Genomic DNA, 20,120 nt, shown 5'->3' with positions numbered 1-20,120 from the left:
CTTTAGTACCTCAACATCAAATCGTACTACTTAAATTGAAAATAGACAAGCATGCGTACAGAAATCCTAACCTTTATTTTATCATTAGCCCTAGCTATTCCGGCTATTTCCCAGGATACCCCTGAACCTGTAGAGGTGGCTAAGTTGGCTACCTATACGGAAAACCCTGTCTTTGACAAAAAGGGTAACCTCTATGTCTCCGAACCCCATCAAGGCCCGATTACACGAATTACTTCATCCGGTGAGATATCTGTGTGGACTGAGTTAGGAAACCCCACGGGGCATAAGATTCTTGAAGATGGTACGCACTTAGTTTGTGATGTAAATCGCAAAGTTATATTAAAGTTTGATCCTTATGGAAATGAAATTGGAGAAGTGATAACTGAATGTAGCGGTAGGCTTTTAGGAATTCCTAACGATTTGGCATTGGATGAATATGGTGGGTTCTATTTCACTGATTCAAAGGTACTAAATGATTCTATTGGTATAGTAGGCTATGTGGATGGCAATGGTCAGTCGCTCTTGGTAGCTGAGCTAGATGGATTTCCAAATGGGATAGCACTGAGTGCCGATGGTAAAGTCTTACACGTAGCCCTTAGTGGTAAAAACCAAATACTGAGCTACCTTGTCATTTCACCAGGCAAGGTTGGTAAACAGGAAGTTTTTGCCAAATTGCCGGAAAGGGAGGATGGTGAATGGTCAGGTCCTGATGGCATCGCCTTTGATAAAGCTGGAAATCTCTATGTTGCCCATTATGAAATGGGTCAGATACAAGTTTTGAGCCCAAAGGGAAAATTAATAAAATCCTTGCCTGCCGGACAGAGACGTGTCACTAACATTACTTTTGGTGGTCCGGAAGGTGATCAATTGTACATCACAGGCTGTCCCAATGAGCTTCAGAAATCTGGATATGTGTATAAACTGGATCTGAGTAAGCTAAACTATGAGACTTCTAGAAAATAGCTAAAGCCGATATGCTGCTAAAAGAGATATAAACGTTAACAATTTACCAACCGCTTTGCTCCAACAAATATTCAAGAGAAGCTCTCGCTTCACTGATGATTTTCTCTTTGTTGATGCCGACAAGCTGACCATTGCGTTTGCGGAATTTTCCATCTACCAGCACCGAATCCACATTGGCGGGTTGAGCGGAAAGCACCAGAAGATTCTCTGGATCGGTCAATACTCCCATATTGATATCTTTTACCGAAACCATAATTATATCTGCTCGCTTTCCCTGACTGATAGAGCCAACGCTATTGTCCATACCTAAGGAACGTGCGCCTTCTATGGTAGCGATCTCCAGCACTCTTCTGGGGGATACCTCAAACTGATCCTGGGCCATACCATTCGTCAGATTAAGAAACACCTTCATAAGTGCAAACATATCCGCGTTTCCGGAAAGAGGCGTAGTATCCACCGAAAGACCAATGGTCACGCCTGAGTTTAACATATCTACCGCTGGCGGAAGGCCGTAGCCAATTCTCATTTCGCTGAATGGAGATGAACTTACTGATGCGCCTGCCTCTGCCATAGTTTTAAATCCTTCAGGATTCATCTTCATCGCATGTATAATCTGAAAATCACCGTCCAGCAAACCCTCAAGCTGATCTAATGTATCAGCATGTACTGAAATAGGCAGCCCCATTTCACGGGCTGTAGCCACCTCTTTTTTTCGCCTGGCCTTATCCCCTTTCATTCCTTCCCAGGCCAGTCCAAGTTCCAGCAATCCATTATTGGAATATTCAGACCAGTGCTGATGAAGCTGCTGCAGTAGCTCCAAATCAATATCTGGTCCGGCTGTCGCGGTCTGCCCCTGAGAAAAACGTCCCCTTGTGCCCAACTCTTTCAATGCCCGTAAACTGGCTTGGGCATATTCCGGGCTACGCACATTGTGACTCCAGTCGTGTAGAGTGGTAATCCCGGAATGCAAAGCTTCTGCTACTGCAAAACGGGTAGCCGCATAAGTATCCTGCGGACGAAAGTGCGGTCCAATGATGTCTTTCATCTCAAAGTACCCTACCCCAGGCTTATTACCGATCAGGGAGCGCATCAGAGAATTCCAGATATGCCAGTGGGTTTCTACAAAACCTGGTAATACGATCATACCTTCGGCATTGATCTCTTCTGTTCCGTCAGGTGCATCAAGATTTTCTCCTACTGCCGCTATTTCACCTCCATGGATCAGAATATCTCCCTGCGGAAAGTCTCCGGTATCGGTATCCATGGTCAGGACATAGCCATTGCGGATGAGCAGATGATCAGCATCCTGAGTTGGGGACGAAGAAGCAAAGGACGAGAAAGGGCTAGTGATTCCGGCCGCACCAAGTGCAGCTACTCTTCCCATAAAACTGCGCCTGTTGAGGTTGTTTTGTTTTAATTCTGTATCGGTTATTTCCTGGTATGAAGATTTAGCTCGCATGGGTATTCGGGTTCATGAACATTATACTACTCTGTGTAATCAATAAATCTTTAATAGACACAAAGCCATAATGTTTACATGATCAGAATCAAGCTAAGGCTTAGGGGGATTGACAGGCTGTTTTCGGCTATTCTGCCCTTCAAAATTACCGTTTTCCAGTAGTCTTTCCAGAGGGTCTGGCTGAGGGCGGAATGTTCTGAGGTGCTTCACGATATCTTCCATGACTTCATAATCACTCATTTCCATCATGACAAAGGGGTGAGGCATGTACAAGTCTGTAAACCGCTGGATGTCGTACTGATTGAGATCGGCAGCTACCGATACCATCGCCTCGTATTTCTCTGTCATGGCTTCTTTGATGGACTGATTTCGCTTCTCTTCTTCCTCAATTTTCAGGATTTCTTCAAGTTTCTTTTTCTGCTGAAACTCACTGTTGAAGAGATTGGCAAAAGCGGTCACCGCTCCTTCCAGCCGCGCACCATTTTCTCCACCGCCTACTCCCACGGCGTTTTTCTCTTTGGGTTCCCAGTTTTCCAGCATTGGTGTGCCCTGTGACCTTCTCAAATCTACCGTACTGTCATACTGGCGTGGAATATATTTGGTGATGTCTATGTACTCTTTAAACTTTACCTCATCCAGCACCGTAATCTGTGGCTCCATGCGGACGATCAGCTTGCTTAAACTCTGAGGGGTAGTATCTGCTGGCACGATAAGGTAAGGCTTGTAACCTACACTGGAGAAAACTATAGAGTCGGTGAGGTTCACCCTGATTCTGAATCGCCCATCAGTGTCGGTAACACCTCCCAGATTAGCGTTTTTGATGCTGACGTGTACCAAAGGTAATGCCTGTAGAGAGTCAGCATCCACCACCCTACCCTCTATGATTACTTCTTCCTGCCCATAGCTAAGTATGGGAAGAAACACAAGCAGCAATACAAAGTACCCAAAGTACTTCTTTTTCATAGGGTTGGATAATTGGTACAAGTCATTCTTTCAACGTAAACCGAAACCACTATTGTTATAGTTCACCCGATTATTTTCACTAAGCTGAGCAAATAAGATCAATACATCTGAAAAAGGTTTACGTTCAAGTTACTTATTGTAAAAATTATTATACTCTTTCTCCAGCAAGGGCATCAGCTCTTTAACGACTTTTGGATGGCTCTCCGCTACATTTTTAGATGCATAAGGATCGTTCTCATGATCATACAATTCAATCAGCGGTTCTTCTTCTCTGTAATACTTAGTAAGGCGGTAACGCGCATTGCGAAGTGAAACACCGTTTCTGAAGTAGCTGTACGCCAGCCAGTTGGATGCCTGCTCAGGAGCACGAAGCAGAGGCATGAGGCTCTCGCCATCCGTAGGGTAGGCAGGTTCAATATTACAGAGATCCATAAGCGTAGGATAAATATCTACAGTTTCTACTACCGTATTGATGGTTTCGTTACCTTCCATACCGGGTACTTTGATCATCAGTGTACTTTTGAGTGCCTGCTCAAAAATTGTATGCTTCCCCCACACCAGCTGATCTCCCAGATGCCAGCCATGATCTCCCCATACAACCACAATGGTATTGTCTGCCAGTCCCAGCCTCTCCAACTCGTCCAGCACTTTTCCAATCAATGCATCAGAATAGCTGATGCTGGCAAAATAAGCATGGCGGAGCTTGCGGGCGTATTCATCCGAGACCGCATTTTCCAGACCGGCTTCCTCATCTGTAAGATGATAGCCATTAAACTCTCCGCTTTGATGTAAGCTCTTACGACTCACATTTTCAGGAATGTGTGGCACCGGAGAAAGGGGGATTTCATCCCGCTCATACAAATCCCAATATTCTTGCGGAGCAGTAAAAGGCAGATGAGGCTTGAAGAAGCCCAATCCCATGAAGAAAGGCTGATCCTGGTCTTTGAGCTCTCTCAGTTTATCCATCGCTAAAGCCGCGGTGAGCCCATCAGGATAACCTTCATCGCCTACTTCTCCTTTTTCATAAGGCTTCACCTGCCGGTTCATGCCCTGACGATTGCTACCATCGGCATAGCCAAAAAAGGCGTTCCAGCCGGTACCCCACTTACCATAGTCAAAATGCAGCTCATCCCAGCTGTGGGGCATTTCCTGCTGCTCTGATACCGGCTCGGTATAGCCGTACCAGTAACCATCAGCAGAATGGCTGATTTTACCAAGTCCTACGGTATAGTAATCATTTCTCCGCAGATGATGCACAAAACTTTCCGGCCGTTCTCCTTCCGCCTTTCCGATCATATTGTCAGCAATGGCACTGTTGGAAAGATGGCCCTGGGTAGAAGGCCGCATACCGGTAAGCAGGGCAAAGCGAGAAGCCCCGCAGGTGGGCACCTGCACGTAGTGCTGATTGAAGGTATAAGCCCCAGTAGCCAAACGGTCCAGGTTAGGTGTTTGGATGAAAGACTTTACTTCAGGATTGATTTCTGAACGAAAGTCATCCACGGCAATAAAGAGAATATTGGGTCTATCCGTTTGGGCTTGAATAGGAGGAAGCCGGGAATAAAAAAACAGGGTCAGGAAGAGTATTAGTATATTTCTCATGAAAACAGATTCAAAACGAATTCAATTTTCAATATAAAAAATTTACTGTGCTTTCTTCAATGCGGCTTCAATATGTCTGAGGTGATGCTGATTATGGCTGGCTACTTTATCAAATTCTTCTTTTAAGGTTCGCACTCCGGTATCACTGTGCACAAACTCTTTTGTACCGAGTTTCTCATAATGCTGTGTTGCCAGGTAGATCATATTATCTCTGACAGCAGTGAATAGATTTTTACTCAGCGCCAGAGGATAAGCTTTATAGTTTAAGTTTTCTGCCCAGGCATCCTGGTCAAAGTTCCAGAGCACCTGCCGCGGTTCAGCGATAATCCTTCTGATTCTCTCGTATAATACACTTTCTGCATCAGCGAGATGCACCAGTATCTGATGTATATTCCACTTCCCTTCACCATAAGTTGTGCGCAAATCTGACTCAGATAGTTCAAAGTGTTCCAGAGTCTTGTGTTTAGTATCTTCCAGAAGTTTTATAATCTCCATATTAATATTTATTTAATGAATATATACTTGTCTTTGCCTGAAAGGGAGACGCCTTTATCCATACTGTTATACCAATATCTATTTAAAAAACTTGCCAAGACCAATGGTGAAAAGCGCTACGCCGTAGAAGTAATGCTCAATGCAAACGTTGACCAGACTTTTGGTTTTCAGGTAGTTGTAAATAAAAATCCAGCTAAAGGTAAATGCCGCGATGGGTGCAAACCAGTTGTTGTAGATCACATGCAAAAAACCGAACAGAAAAGCATTGCTAAACAGGAAGATCCATTGCTGGGAAAACAAATCCCTGTAGCGATGAAAGAAATAACTTCTATACACTACTTCCTGCGGAATAACCGAGAGGAAAGGATATAATCCTAACGTAAGCAGATAATTGTGTGTATTTTTTAAAGGATACTGAAAAAACAGATCCGGATAAAAATACCAGGTAAAGCCAACTGCAAATGCTGCAAGCAACAGAAAGCGCAAAGCTGCTTTCTTCCAGGGATACTTGTTAAGGGTGTAGAGTATTTTGTTATCAAAAGTGGGATCATGCCACAGGAAAACAAAAAACAACACTGCCGTAGTGAGTAGAGGAATGATGATATACATTCCTGAGATATACCATTTCGTCAGCAGGGGAAGTACTAAATAAAAAAATAAGAGCTCTGTGACTCTGAAAAACGTTGAATAATACCACTTTCCAAAAAATGAGGACATATGCATTTTATTAAAACAGTAAAATACATAGCATCCCTCCCACCTGAAAATATTATACCTTATTTTATTATTAAATCTCAAATTTCTTATCTCAACATCATGGGAGGTAATAGCAAAAGGCTTTACTGCTGGCTTTTACATTACATTCCACAAAGCACTGGCTTTCTTATGACCAAAAAGTGTAAGCTGTTTTTTTATATCATTACAATGCCCCTACGAATCGCTATTTCAACGGGTGAATACGCTCCTTCTTTTCGTTCAAGCTGAAGGTCCGCCACTGAAAGCAAAGGTGGCTGCGCCATAAAGCGTGGCTGCTTACCATGATGAGGCTGGGCGGCATGCACCAAAAAAGGATGACAAAGGTAAACCGTCCCTGCCTTCCCTGTTGCCAGCACTTCCTGACAGTGGGCAGTTACATCAAGCTTTTCTGCCAGTTCCATAAATGACAGACCGGCATCACCATAAGGTTCCAGCAGTCTGGCTACCTCCAGATGAGAGCCTGCACGAATACGGGTGGGCGCGTCTTTTTCCCCTACATCGGAGAAGAGAAATAGCATCAGCAAAGCTCTCCCCCGGGAGTGTACATTGATTCTCCATGACAGATAATCCTGTGGATTATCACCCGCAAAGCTGGCATCCACATGCCAGCCGGTATCAGCAGGTGCATCGGCACTGGGAAAGCGTACAGGAAAGCTTCCCAGATCGTTACGTGGCAGCCAGCGGCCCTTACCTACCAACTGATCAAAAGCAGTATGTAACACAGGCGTATTAACCGCCTTACGAAAGGCTTCCTGACTATAATTCCCTAACCTGACTACCGGCTGAGTCCAGGTGGAAGGATCATCAGCCTCTGCGCCTATGTCCTGCCACAAAATCTTACGGCCTTCTTCAGCTAATCGCTGAGAAAAAGCATGGTCCAGCCGTACAAAGCCTTCATGTATAAATTGTTGTATCTGTATTTCGCTCAGCTTCATACGAAGTACTTTCTTTATACTCTAATGTAACAATTTCAGCACATTATAACTTCCTTAGGCTCCAAACACTGGAAATAGTCAGCCAAGATACTATATTGCCATATGCGTACTAAGACCAGTCAGCCATGATGAAAATACACGTACATTCCTGTTTGTTTTGGCTTTTCTTTCTGGCTTTCACTTCCTGCCAGCAGCCATCCCAACAAAATGAAGGAACCAGTAACGACATATCCATTCACACCAATTTTGAGGGAGGTAATCTGGGTGAGGTACGGCAAATTGAGGCCAACCACTGGGAGTGTGCCGTAGCCGGTGAGTCCGACTCAGAAGACCGTAACCGGCAGGCCAGCTGGTACTACTTCCGCATTGATGGTGCCCAGGGCGAAAAGCTTACCATTGACCTCACCAAGCTATTGGGAGAATACAATTACAAACCCGGTGCGCATGCCATCACTGCCGAGACGCGTCCGGTCATCAGCTACGACCAGAAGGAGTGGCGACATCTGAATGATAATGAGGTGGAGTGGAATGAAGAAAAGGTAGAACTAAGACTGAAAATCAGACCCGAAGAAAACAAAATGTGGGTGGCGCATCAGCCGCCCTATACTACTGCCCGTCTTGATCAGCTACTGAACTCATTCCAGGGCGATCCTTTTGTGCAGATGAATCAGATTGGAGAAAGTGCCGAAGGCCAAGCGCTGCACCTGCTTACCATCACCAATCCTGAAGCTCCCCAGGAAAATAAAAAAGTAATCTGGCTGATGGCCCGTCAGCACTCCTGGGAGTCGGGCACTTCCTGGGTGATGGAGGGTGCGCTCAAATACCTGCTGGAAGCTGAAGAAGGAAAGGAACTGCTGGACCAAAATATATTTAAACTTATGCCCATGGCTGACCCGGATGGAGTAGCTCGTGGGGGTGTACGTTTCAATACGTTTGGGCACGACCTCAACCGCAACTGGGACCTGGTAATACCGGAGGAGATGCCGGAAATCTACGCACAGAAAACCGCTATTGTCAATTGGCTGCTGCAGGGCAAAAAGATAGATATCTTCCTCACCCTGCACAATACTGAAGCCGCGGATTACATACAGGGGCCGGATTTGCCGGTAGGTCAGAGACTCTTTGACTATATGTCGGAACATAGCTCTTTTAAGGATGAGCGGGGATTAAGAGAGATGCCTGCCACCACTACCGAAAGCCAGCGAGGACGCATGACGGTCAACCAGGCACTATGGGCGGAGCAGAAAGTACCGGCTTATCTGATGGAGCTTAAGGTGGAGGAAGTAGAAAAGCTAAACGCCAGAAGATCGGTAGACGACTGGCTGGCACTAGGCCCGGAAATAGTAAAGGGATTGGTTGCGGCAGTAGAATAAAGATAGATCTGCCGCCCTGAAATCTGTTCAGGGTGGCAGATCTCCTCATGATTACGCCATTTCCCAGCCCTGACGAACAGGCTCACGGATAAAGTCATCCGCTTCGGGTAAGCCTTTGGCTTTCATGTTCTCATAATCCCACTCAATTCTCTTGCCACCCATCCGTAAGGAAAGTACACCCAGCAAGGTAATCTCGGTAAGGCGAGCGCCGTACTCAAAATTAGCACTAGACGGGTCTCCTCCCTTAATCGCATCCACCCAATCTCTGAAGTGGCCGTTGGAACGAGGAATCGTCTGCTTGGGAGGCTTGATAGAGTCACGCAGGCTTTCCGGATAAATCTCAGGGGCACGGTTACCTCCATCATTCATGATAACACCTTTCTCTCCTACAAACATAGAAGCACGGCGTCCGTACTCATAGCCTTCAGGTAAAGCCTCATGCAGGTCGGGGCGCAGGCCACCGGAATACCAGTGCAGCTTAAGCGCCGCCTGATCTCCCTGCTCTTTGAAATCATAATATCCGATCTCACCATAAGGCGCTATGTTTTCATCGCTATAGCCAGCCGGAAAAATCTGCACACTCTCAGGAGCTTTGAGGTTAAAAGCCCAGGTAGCGGCGTCCATATCGTGGCAACCAAAATCACCCAGAGCACCACAGCCGTACATCCAGAAGTCCCTCCAGCTCACCGGCACATATTCTTCCTGAAAATCCTGTGCTTTACGAGGTCCCTGCCACAGTTTCCAGTCAAAGCCAATGGGCAGGTTGGGATTTCCCTGGGGAAGCCCTTGCAGACCGGGATTCCATCGGCCCGCCGGTACCCAGGCATGGGCTTCTTTCACTTTGCCGATGACTCCGGCTCGCAGATATTCTACGGTCTGACGGATACCATCCGCACTATGTCCACTATTGCCCATCTGCGTAGCCAGACCAGTCTTTCTGGCTAGTTCCAGCACCTGACGAGCTTCCCAGATGTTATGGGTAAGGGGCTTTTCGCAGTACACATGCTTACCCGCTTGCAGACCCTGCAAAGTAACGTAGGCATGCGAATGGTCAGGGGTAGAGCAGACAATCGCATCCAGGGCAGTTTCTTTTTCCAGCATCTCCCGGAAGTCCAGGTACTCAGCCACTTTGTAGTTGGGTGTTTTGGCGGAATAATGTTCTTCTACCATATCCATCACCGGACCTCTACCTGCTTCTGAGCGATAGTAGAAGTCGGCCAGGTTCCAGTAGTAAGCAGGGTCGGCAATGGCGGTGACCTGCACATCATCCAGCTTCAGGAATTCCTCGGTGTTTTTTCTACCTTTACCTCCTGCTCCTATGATGCCTATATTGACCTTATCGCTGGGCGGTACAAAGCCCTTACCTCCCAGCACGTGGCGGGGCATAATCATAAATCCCGCCGCTGAAAGGGCCGTACCTTTCACAAAATCACGACGGTTTACTGTTTTCTGCTGACTGCTGTCTTGATTCATCAGATATGAGTTAGTTGTTAGGTATAAAAATTAGCATGGCTAAGCCATTAGTAAACCACAAGATAAGCAGATTATTTTATTTTGGTAGGAGACAATAAGTTCTAAGTGAACAACAGGAGAAGCATTGCGCTATGCTTCCACTTTTACCACCACTTTACCAATGGACTTTCCTCTCTGGAAAAGCTGAATGGCCTCATGCATTGTTCCGAAGTCATAGACATGTCCTACGTGCTGGGGTTGGAGCTGTAGCGACTGTAATCCGCTGAGCATCTCATGCATCATATCAGTCTGCTCATAGAGGTAGATCAGGTTAAAACCCATGATGGATTTGTTCTGTGTAGGCAGGCTCATAGGGTCAATCTTAGGCCTCCTGAGGTACTTCCAGATGAGCCGGGGATAGTTGGGGCTGGAGCCATGACTGGTAAAACTGGCGGAGCCGTAGGAAACCATACGTCCCATAGGAGCCATCGCCTCCCACCCCTGTTTGAGGATTTTGCCCCCTATGCACTCCATGATCAGGTTCAACGGACGATCGCCCAGAGCAGCTTGCAGCTTTTCATAAAAAGCACCATCCCGCAGGATAATGTCATCATAAGCTTCCTGCTCTCGCAGAAAATCTACCTTATTTGTTTGGCTTACCGTGCCTATGGTGTAAGCATCGTATTTTTTACAAATGCGATTGGCCAGAATGCCCACTCCCCCCGCTGCGCTGTGAATAAGCACGGTCATGCCTTGCTGTAAATTTCCTAATTCCTTAAGCGCGTAATAAGCGGTCAACCCCTGCACCAGAAAGCCCGCCCCCTGCTCAAAGCTCCAGGCCTCCGGCAGGGGAATAACATACCGATGATGGATGTTGATATGCGAGACATAGCCCCCAAACTTGGTAGCCCCCATCACCTTATCCCCTACTTTCCACTCCTGTACCGTATCCCCTACCGCTATAATCTCACCGGAAAACTCCAGGCCAGGAATAAACTTCCCCTTGGGAGCCGCTTTGTACAGTCCCTGCATGGCGAACACATCAGCGAAGTTGAGGCCTATGGCCTTCACCTGCACGCTTACTTCATGGGGTTGAGGATCAGGAAGTTCTTCAGTTTGTAACTTCAGATTGTTGATAGAGCCTGGTTTCGGCATGCTGTACACCTGGCGCTGGAGCATAGGTAAAGGGTTAGTTGGGTGATTTTAGAATTATCTTTTTGGAAAACGAATGGCAGAAAGTTAATCCAGCCCCTCCAGTGAAACAAATATTTCTGATAAGCTTTCTACCAATACCAAAAAAACAGGAGGATCAATTACTTTGAGTAGCGCAAAGCATCGGAGTGGATAGCTGGTGTTTTGCATAAATAAAAAAAATAGTACTTCCACCGTATGCTCAGTATTTGACCAACATACATAACACCCAATACTGAATCTTTTCAATGTGTACGTTACAGTCCTCTCACGCATTTTACTACTCAGACAACAGCAACACCAATACTCACCACATAAATGCACAAAACGCACTGCTTACCCATGAAACATTACCAGAGTATAAATGCTCACATACCAAAAACTGGAATCAAATTAGTAAGAGAGTTTTTCATAAATTTCTGAAAATAAATGTTTAACAAATCTAAACGAAAGAATGGCAAAAGTTAAAAGTAACATTGTCAATGAAGGCCTGAGCGGTATGCTGGGCAACCGTATCGTTTTTCGCCAGAGGGCGGGAAAAACCGTAGTATCGGTGAAGCCCAGACTCCGGCAAAGCAGAGTGAAGCACAGCTTATGCAGGTGCAGAAGTTTAAGGAAGGGGCTCAGTACGCCAGCAAGGCTATTCTTGATCCCAACATCAAGGCGGCTTATGCGGAGCGTGCCAGGCCCGGACTAAGTGCCTACTCGGTGGCGCTGACGGATTTCCTCAAGGCTCCCGATATCAGTCTGGTGGATTTCAGCCAGTATGATGGTAAGAAGGGGAGCCAGCTCATCATCCGCGCTTCTGACGACCATATGGTCGCTGAGGTGAGCGTAGCCATTTATGATGTGAATGGCGTATTGCTGGAAGAAGGCAGCGCCATTCCTGAAGAAAACGGACTGGACTGGACCTATGCCACTCAGAAGGCGACCACTGAGGTGCAGGGCAACCGACTGGAGATCAGAGCTACTGACCTCCCTGGCAACCGCTCCCAGCGCTCCGAAGTGGTAGCCTAAAGCAAAAAAACACTACACAGCCTAACCTATATTTCTTAGCCCCTCCTATTTCACTCTACGTCTACCACTCTCTACTCTAGCTTAAGTTTGCAACTTAAGCTCCCATCCAAACACCTTAACCCCTTCTCAAAAGCTGGGGCGCTTTTGTAAAGCGTCCTGATTTACCTTGGTATTTGCAATACCATCAGCTCATTAACACCATCTTTTCTATAGAGCAATTACACGCAGCTTAAGCCTCATCCTACATACATTTTTTATATATTGTTAGCACAAGTGTACTACAATATCTCTATGAATAACGACCTCACCCAAGCCCGTAAGCTCATCAAAGCATGCCAGGAAACCCAAAACCCCTATTTAGACTTAGGCAACTGCGGTATTACCGATCTGGATGACATACCTGAGCTTTTTGAATGTAGGCATTTGGAGACGTTAATACTGAGTAAACAATGGCGTGAGTTTGAAGATGGTGAGATACTTATAAAAGAAAGTACGAACCAGGGACCGGAAAATAGCCTTACACACTTACCTTCTTCCCTTGCCCAATTAACCCGACTCAAAAAATTAGTCTGTAATGGATTTGCAAAAACTCCCAGTAAAATCACTGATATCAGTGTGATTGGACAGCTTACTCAATTACAACATTTAGATTTGACAGGAAATAAAATAACAGATATCTCACCTCTCTCAAACCTAAAGAAATTAAAGTTCTTAGATCTATATTTTTCAGAAGTAAAAGATATTTCCCCCCTAAAGGATTTAACTAATTTACAGTATTTAGACCTCCGTGAAGGTTGGAGCGATGATATTAGTTCACTCGCTAACTTAATTAACCTCATATATTTAGATTTATACTGGTGTAGAATTAGAGATATTTCTCCCTTAGTTAGACTCAAAAAATTAAGATACTTACTTCTTAGGGATAATCAGCTAGAAGACATTTCCCCACTATCTATTTTGGAGTCACTAGAAGTGTTAAACTTAAGCGAAAATAGTATAAAAGACATTTCACCTATATCAAAGCTTACTGAATTAAAATCTTTAAATCTAAATGCTAATTATTTAACCGATATTTCTCCTCTGGCTAACCTTACAAAACTAGAAACATTAGGACTCGTTGATAACCAGATCACGGACCTTAAGCCTTTAGCCAACCTCAGATCTTTACAAACACTAAATCTTAGATATAATCAGGCACCTGATATTTCCCCTTTAAAAAATCTCACCTCTTTGCGTAAACTGTTGTTAGACAGAATGCAAATTTCGGACATAACACCTCTAGCTGAACTCACTGAATTACAAGAATTATATCTCTCAGAGAATAAAATCTCGGATATAACCGCTTTATCCAAGCTTACCAAACTGGAATTATTGCACCTCTACAAAAATCAGATTATAGATATTGACTTTATATCTGTAATATCTGAATTAAAAAATTTAAAATCATTGAGTATAAGTGAAAACCCTTTTGAAAAAAGATATGACTTAATATTAAATACAAGGGAAAATCATTTAGATGTGCTTCAAAATTTCCTTACTCGGCAAAAAGAAGAAGAAAAGATCCAAATTACTTTACCTGCAAAGGTTATGCTATTAGGTAATCATGCTTCCGGTAAATCAAGTCTTCTGCATTATCTTAAAAAAAGAAAATTAGGATATAAAGGTAAGAGCACACACTTATTGAGCATTGAAAATTACTACGTAAATGGTAAAGTAGCTGATAATTTACCTGATGCTATATTTTATGATTTTGGAGGTCAGGATTATTATCATGGTATCTATAGAGTATTTATGAGTATTGATGCTATTTATTTATTGCTCTGGAACAAGGAAGGTAATCATAATCAAACCATAACTGACAGTAATGAATTGTTGTCTCGTAATTATCAGATTTCTTATTGGTTAGGTCAAAAAGACTATTTTGAAAAGCAAAAAATTCACTCGGATGACCCTACCTTACTTATTCAAACGTATGCCGATAAAGATAAAAGAATCGGACTAGCCACTAGTAATCATCCTCATAAAATAAACAACGAGTTTTATATCTCTCTTAAAACAGAATACAATGATAAAGTAAATTTAGCTGCTTTGGCTTATTTAAAGGCTTCTACTGATGTCCTGATAAAAGAAAAACAGGTAAAAAAAGAAGAGCCTATTTGGTATAAGGAGTTCATCAAATTCATACTTGAAGCAAAAAAAACAAACAATCACAAACCTACTGATATTGAGAAAGACCTTTTGCCAATGTATAAACTGCATAAAGCAAAAGACAATGATAAACGTTTAGATTCTTTAAAAACAGAATTGAGTCAGTTCCATAAAAAGGGAATGATACTGTACTACCCAGAACTATTCTCTGATTTAGCTTGGCTTAACCCTTCTGCATTTTCAGCTTATGTCCATAAGGACATTTTTAGTAAAAAAAGTATCAGTGCATCAAAAGGAATTATTCCAGCAGATAAACTTAAAAAACTGGATGATAAAATTCTTAAACTTCTAAAGCACCAGAAGGTGCTATTTGAACACAATAATTCAGGTGTAAAAGAATACATCATCCCAAATTACCTACCTCTGGCAGAAGAAAAGGAAAACTTTTTAGATTATGAGCTTCTTACTTTTGAGTTCGGCTACCCCTTATTTACCCTTAAATTCAATGACTTTCTGCCTATTGGATTGGTCAATCAATTGATCTGTTGGTTTGGGGAGTTTACAGATAAGAAAAAGTTCTGGCGTAATCAATTACTTTTTACATTTCAGGAAAGTAAAGTACTAATTCGCTTAGACTTTGAATATCTGGAAATCAAAGTATTTATAGTAAGTAAACATTCTACTCAAATAAGGTCTATTGCAAAGTATATTTTCTACTGTATCATAGGGCTATACTGGGACTTGGACCTCATGGATTATAATTCATTTGATCAACCAACTAGCAATGACCTTGAATCTGAAGTTTCTGGAACTTCTTCAAAAAGTAGACAAGAAGTACTCGGTACATGTGATTATCAATCCATAGGCTTATATATTTCTTTAGATGATCAATATTTTGTGAATTTTAAGGAGTTATGCAAAATTAAAGATGAAGGAAGAATTGGAGCATTTACTATCAATGAGCAAAGGGAATTTAAAGATACGCAAAGAGAGATTCCTGTTTACCCCTTCCATATCTTTACTACACAACAATTGACCAAAATGAAGAAAGTATTTGTTTCTTACTCCCATGATGATATTGATTACAGAAGAGAACTCCAAAAATATCTTGTCAATCTAGAGCGAGAAAACATCATTGAAATATGGCAAGATGGGCTCATAGAACCCGGTGAAAAGTGGGATATTAAAATCAAGGATTCCTTAGAAAAAGCTGATATTATTATCCTTCTAGTCAGCCAGAGCTTCATAGCATCTAATTATGTACACGAAGTAGAAATGCGTAAATCTTTACTTAAAGTTGAGGAAGGAACTGCTAAAATTCTCCCTGTTCTTTTAAAAAATTGTGACTGGCAGCAATGGAAAGTATTACCACAAGGAGTGAATGAGGATGAGATAAAGAATAATGATGGAAATATAGGAAGCTATCAATTTTTTCCAATGGATGAAAACCAAAGGCTAAAAGCAGTCAATCGTTGGGAGTATCAGGAAGATGTATGGACTGAACTTACAAACTACATCCGAAAAATGAGTTACCCACCCTCTAGCTGAAGTTTGCAACTTCAGCTTCAACACCCCCTTGCATATCTGTGGTCGGTGTCTCCACCGACCACAGCATCCCTGCTTTACTACAGCAAAAAGAAGCCCTACCCCCAAAAAGTACAAAAACTCTAGCATAGTCCTAACATGGAGGATACATGGACGATACATGGAGAATCACTGGACGCAAGCTACACCCCCTTTCTTCACAAAATACAATTTCTTCCCTCAAGCACTCGCTTCATACTGCCTGAGGATTACCGTAAAAATTCTGGAGCAATCACTGGACAGAGCTAATAGGAAATTAAGTAGATATTTGCGGAAAGGTATTCCCTGTAACTTTTAACCTCTAACCTGCAACCTTCTACGCTCCTTCCCCCATCTCATGCTTCATCAGACCAGGGTTATCTGCTGTGCTGAAGTCTGACGAAAAGCCCTTTTTTCATATTCTACACCGGCTCATCTACTTCCCAAGCACGAGAAAATTCACCAACTGGGTTAAATTTTTACAAAAAAGTGCTTCAAATGCTAATCTTTTTCCAATAGAGTTGTTAAATAGCAGTTATTATTAGTATTGTGTTCAATTCAATTTCATGAGTTTTATCATACAATGAGGCCCTACAAAACTTCAACATTCAGCAAAAAATTATTAGTAACGCTTCTGGCTTTAACGCCTATACTGTATTTCTCCTGTAGTAATCAGAGGGAGGGAGCGCCCAAGGTACTGGTCTTTTCTAAGACCGCGGCATTTCAACATGCCTCTATTCCCGCAGGTGTAGCCGCCATTCAAAAACTGGGAGCAGAAAATGGCTTTGAAGTAGATACCACTACCAACTCCGCCATGTTTCAGGAAGATACACTGACAAAGTATGCTGCTGTTATCTTTCTCAATACTACCGGAAATGTACTGGATTACCAACAGGAAGCTGCTTTTGAGCGCTACATACAGGCCGGGGGTGGCTATGTAGGCATACATGCCGCCAGTGATACCGAATACGACTGGGGCTGGTACGGACGCCTGGTAGGTGGCTACTTCAACGGTCACCCGGCACCCCAGGAAGCCAGGTTTATCATCAAAGACAAGAACTTTCCGGCAACGGAGTTTTTTCAGGATACCGTATGGACTCGTACCGATGAGCTGTATAATTTTAAAAAGCTTAACCCGAACGTTAACGTATTGATCACCATAGACGAGTCGTCTTATGAAGGGGGTACCAATGGAGATTATCACCCCATGAGCTGGTATCACGACTATGATGGTGGACGCGCTTTCTTTACAGAACTGGGTCATACCGATGAAAGCTATCAGGAAGAAAATTATCTGAAGCACTTACTGGGAGGCATTCAATATGCTATTGGCGACAATAATAAGCTGGATTACGCTCTGGCCAAAACACAGTTGCCTCCCAATCAGGACCGTTTTACTAAGGTACAACTTGCTCAGGGTGAGTTCTATGAACCTACCGAGATGACCATTCTGCCTAATAAGGACATTCTCATTACCCAGCGTCGGGGAGAGATCCTGAGGTATAAGCATGACACTCAGGAGGTCAAACAGGTAGGCTTTCTGGATGTGTACTATAAAACTTCCGTACCCAGAGTGAATGCGGAAGAAGGGGTACTGGGTATTACTAAAGACCCGGACTTTGAAAATAATCACTGGATCTACATTTACTACAGCCCAAGCGATACCTCGGTCAACCGCCTGTCTCGCTTCACTTATGAAAACGATACGATTGACAAAGCTACGGAGAAAGTGATACTGGATGTAAAATCGCAGCGGGAGATATGCTGCCATACGGGAGGCTCACTGGCCTTTGGCCCTGACGGGCTTCTGTTTCTTTCTACCGGGGATAACTCCACTCCTTTCAACGAGCCGGATGAACCATATGTCAACAATGGTTACGCTCCTTTGAATGATGCACCCGGACACGAGCAATACGATGCCCGCCGCTCTTCAGGCAACACCAATGACCTACGGGGTAAAATATTAAGAATTAAGGTGAATGAGGATGGCAGCTACGATATACCGGAAGGAAACCTCTTCCCGGAAGGAAACGATAAGACCAGACCGGAAATCTATGTGATGGGTAACCGAAACCCCTATCGTATTGCTGTAGATCAAAAGAACGGCTACCTCTACTGGGGTGAAGTAGGTCCCGATGCCCGGCAGGATAGCCTGAAGACCCGTGGTCCCAAAGGTTATGATGAAGTCAATCAGGCACGTGAGGCCGGTTTCTTTGGGTGGCCGCTGTTTGTGGGTAACAACTACGCCTACCACGAGTACAATTACGAAAACGGAGAAGCCTCTCCCCAGGCATTTGACCCTAATAAACCTGTCAACAACTCAAGAAACAACACCGGTCTGACTGAGTTGCCCAAAGCGAATCCTGCTTTTATCTGGTATCCTTACGATGCTTCGGCTGATTTCCCTCAGGTAGGTACAGGAGGCCGTAATGCGATGGCCGGTCCAGTCTACTATACCGATATGTTCCCCGAAGATACCCGACTGCCAGACTACTATAATGGCAAACTCATTATCTACGACTGGATCAGAGGCTGGATCAAAGCCGTTACGCTCCAGGAAAATGGTGACTTTGATAAAATGGAACCTTTCTTTGAGGATATTGACGTCAACTCTCTGATAGATATGGAAGTAGGACCGGATGGCCAACTGTACTTATTAGAGTACGGCAGCGGTTGGTTCAGCAAAAATGAAGATGCCGGACTGGCCCGGATTGACTTCAACGCTGGCAATCTTCCTCCCAAAATCAATGACTTTATCGTGAATGAGACTTCCGGTTCTCTGCCCTTTGAGATTACTGCTCAAGTGGAGGCTCAGGATCCCGAAAAACAGCGTATCACCTATGTCTGGGATTTAGGCAATGGAGAAACCAAGACTACTACTACTCCCGAACTTACTTATATTTATAGCAAGCCAGGGGATTATGATATTTCCGTAGAAGTAAAGGACGAGGGAGAAGCCTCTTCCAAAAGTACTCCAGTCTCACTCTATGCGGGTAATACCAAGCCCGATGTAGCCATTGAGGTTACGAAGGGAAATCGCTCCTTTTATATACCAGGAGTCCCTTTTGAATATGCGGTAAAAGTTGCTGATCCTGAAGATGGAGACGAGATCGTTACTGACAACCTGATGGTTTCCATGGATTATGTACAGGGATACGATAAGGCAGAAGATGATATGGGTCATCAGGAAGGTGCAGCACTGATTGAGGGTAAAAATCTGGTGTCTAACCTGGACTGTAAAAGCTGCCATAAGGAAAATGAAGCATCCATTGGTCCTTCGTATATGAAGGTATCAGAAAAATACCGGGATGACCCTGAAGCTACCAATTATCTGGTGCACAAGATTATTAATGGTGGCGGCGGTGTATGGGGTGAAACCCAGATGGCTGCTCACCCTGATCTTGCAGAGGCTGATGCTACCCAGATCGTTTCCTGGATACTTTCTTTGAGTGGAGAAGTAGAAAGAGCACCCTCTTTACCTGCCAACGGCACCATCACTCCTGAAGGTGGCAACCCTGAGGCAGCCCTGGTTATCATGGCCAGCTATACTGATCAGGGAGGACAAAATATCAAGTCGCTTACTCAAGGGGCCTCTTTGGCACTACCTAGCAACCGTATTTCTTTCTCAGGAAGTGAAATGGTTGAAGGGTTTAGCCCGATGACATTTAATAGCAATCACATTCTGGTTTATCCGGAAAATGCAGGGTGGTTTGCTCTAGAAAGCGTGGATCTGAGCAATGTTACTTCCATCAATGTGATGAGTGGCTGGCAGGAAGCGCCCAGCGCCGGACTTAGTTTTGAGCTTCGCCTGGATGGTCCAGAAGGCAAAGTTATTGGAACAGGTAAGATGGCAGCCCCTAAGCCAGGTCAGCAGGGTGGTGCAATTGTCATTAACATTGATCCTGTTACAGACAATAAATTCCACGATCTGTACTTTGTCTATCAGCCAGACGCTGCACAGGGTGCTATGCAGGCAGGTGTAATGGGCATACAGTTCAATGGTGATTAATATTTAGAAGTAGCAATACTACCAGAAATAAACTATCAGGATTATGGTTTGCAATAGATATGCAAACCGTAGTCCTGATTTTTTTTGTGATGGTTATAAGACATTCAGTAGCGCTAGGAAGAGCTATGTTTTGATTGGAATAGATACGCCAACAGGCATAATTATCTCGCTCTTCCTTATGAATTGAACATCTGATT

The 20,120-nt window shown here is 43.9% G+C and carries 14 protein-coding genes; 5 read left to right on the top strand and 9 right to left on the bottom strand.

Annotated elements, in window-relative coordinates; translation table 11 throughout:
* Positions 1-51 precede the first annotated feature (51 nt).
* Entirely contained in the window at positions 52-963 is a 912-nt protein-coding gene (locus WJR50_RS11600) for an SMP-30/gluconolactonase/LRE family protein (RefSeq protein WP_341293440.1), read from the top strand.
* Positions 964-1,006: 43 nt separating this feature from the next.
* Here WJR50_RS11600 and WJR50_RS11595 read toward each other — a convergent pair whose 3' ends face one another.
* The 6 genes from WJR50_RS11595 to WJR50_RS11570 all read right to left on the bottom strand — a co-directional run bounded on the left by WJR50_RS11595 (position 1,007) and on the right by WJR50_RS11570 (position 7,170).
* Positions 1,007-2,422 carry an amidohydrolase family protein gene (locus tag WJR50_RS11595; protein WP_341293439.1) on the bottom strand — a complete coding sequence of 472 codons (1,416 nt, stop codon included), beginning with the start codon at positions 2,420-2,422 and terminating at the stop codon, positions 1,007-1,009.
* A gap of 93 nt (positions 2,423-2,515) precedes the next feature.
* Positions 2,516-3,385: a carboxypeptidase-like regulatory domain-containing protein gene (locus WJR50_RS11590; RefSeq protein ID WP_341293438.1), complete on the bottom strand. Its 870-nt coding sequence runs from the start codon at positions 3,383-3,385 to the stop codon at positions 2,516-2,518.
* A 129-nt stretch (positions 3,386-3,514) separates the two neighbouring features.
* A complete protein-coding gene (locus tag WJR50_RS11585) occupies positions 3,515-4,984 on the bottom strand; it encodes a sulfatase (protein WP_341293437.1) in 1,470 nt (489 codons plus the stop codon).
* 42 nt (positions 4,985-5,026) lie between these two features.
* On the bottom strand, positions 5,027-5,479 hold the full coding sequence (locus WJR50_RS11580; RefSeq protein WP_341293436.1) for a DinB family protein: 453 nt from the start codon (positions 5,477-5,479) through the stop codon (positions 5,027-5,029).
* A gap of 78 nt (positions 5,480-5,557) precedes the next feature.
* Positions 5,558-6,196 (bottom strand): CPBP family intramembrane glutamic endopeptidase, encoded by a 639-nt coding sequence (locus tag WJR50_RS11575; RefSeq protein ID WP_341293435.1) that lies wholly within the window; start codon positions 6,194-6,196, stop codon positions 5,558-5,560.
* Between the two features lie 194 nt (positions 6,197-6,390).
* Positions 6,391-7,170, bottom strand: coding sequence for a phytanoyl-CoA dioxygenase family protein (locus tag WJR50_RS11570; RefSeq protein ID WP_341293434.1), 780 nt, complete (start codon positions 7,168-7,170; stop codon positions 6,391-6,393).
* A gap of 125 nt (positions 7,171-7,295) precedes the next feature.
* Between WJR50_RS11570 and WJR50_RS11565 the strand changes: the two genes are divergently transcribed.
* Positions 7,296-8,543 (top strand): M14-type cytosolic carboxypeptidase, encoded by a 1,248-nt coding sequence (locus WJR50_RS11565; RefSeq protein WP_341293433.1) that lies wholly within the window; start codon positions 7,296-7,298, stop codon positions 8,541-8,543.
* 51 nt (positions 8,544-8,594) lie between these two features.
* On the opposite strand, the gene WJR50_RS11560 is transcribed toward WJR50_RS11565, so the two are convergent.
* From WJR50_RS11560 to WJR50_RS11550, 3 genes are all read right to left on the bottom strand, one after another.
* Positions 8,595-10,016, bottom strand: coding sequence for a Gfo/Idh/MocA family protein (locus tag WJR50_RS11560; protein ID WP_341293432.1), 1,422 nt, complete (start codon positions 10,014-10,016; stop codon positions 8,595-8,597).
* Positions 10,017-10,145: 129 nt separating this feature from the next.
* Positions 10,146-11,174: a synaptic vesicle VAT-1 family membrane protein gene (locus WJR50_RS11555; RefSeq protein ID WP_341293431.1), complete on the bottom strand. Its 1,029-nt coding sequence runs from the start codon at positions 11,172-11,174 to the stop codon at positions 10,146-10,148.
* A gap of 60 nt (positions 11,175-11,234) precedes the next feature.
* Positions 11,235-11,357, bottom strand: coding sequence for a hypothetical protein (locus tag WJR50_RS11550; RefSeq protein WP_341293430.1), 123 nt, complete (start codon positions 11,355-11,357; stop codon positions 11,235-11,237).
* Positions 11,358-11,786: 429 nt separating this feature from the next.
* On the opposite strand from WJR50_RS11550, the gene WJR50_RS11545 reads away from it, so the two are divergent.
* The 3 genes from WJR50_RS11545 to WJR50_RS11535 all read left to right on the top strand — a co-directional run bounded on the left by WJR50_RS11545 (position 11,787) and on the right by WJR50_RS11535 (position 19,923).
* Positions 11,787-12,203 carry a hypothetical protein gene (locus tag WJR50_RS11545; protein ID WP_341293429.1) on the top strand — a complete coding sequence of 139 codons (417 nt, stop codon included), beginning with the start codon at positions 11,787-11,789 and terminating at the stop codon, positions 12,201-12,203.
* A 291-nt stretch (positions 12,204-12,494) separates the two neighbouring features.
* Positions 12,495-15,899, top strand: coding sequence for a leucine-rich repeat domain-containing protein (locus WJR50_RS11540; protein ID WP_341293428.1), 3,405 nt, complete (start codon positions 12,495-12,497; stop codon positions 15,897-15,899).
* Between the two features lie 598 nt (positions 15,900-16,497).
* The gene (locus WJR50_RS11535; RefSeq protein WP_341293427.1) at positions 16,498-19,923 is read left to right on the top strand and encodes a ThuA domain-containing protein; all 3,426 of its coding nucleotides are present in this window, start codon (positions 16,498-16,500) and stop codon (positions 19,921-19,923) included.
* Positions 19,924-20,120 lie beyond the last annotated feature (197 nt).

It is taken from the genome of Catalinimonas locisalis (genome assembly GCF_038039535.1).
Lineage (GTDB): Bacteria > Bacteroidota > Bacteroidia > Cytophagales > Cyclobacteriaceae > Catalinimonas.
The sequence above is the reverse complement of the archived record's forward strand: the minus strand, read 5'-3'. Positions and strand labels throughout refer to the sequence as shown.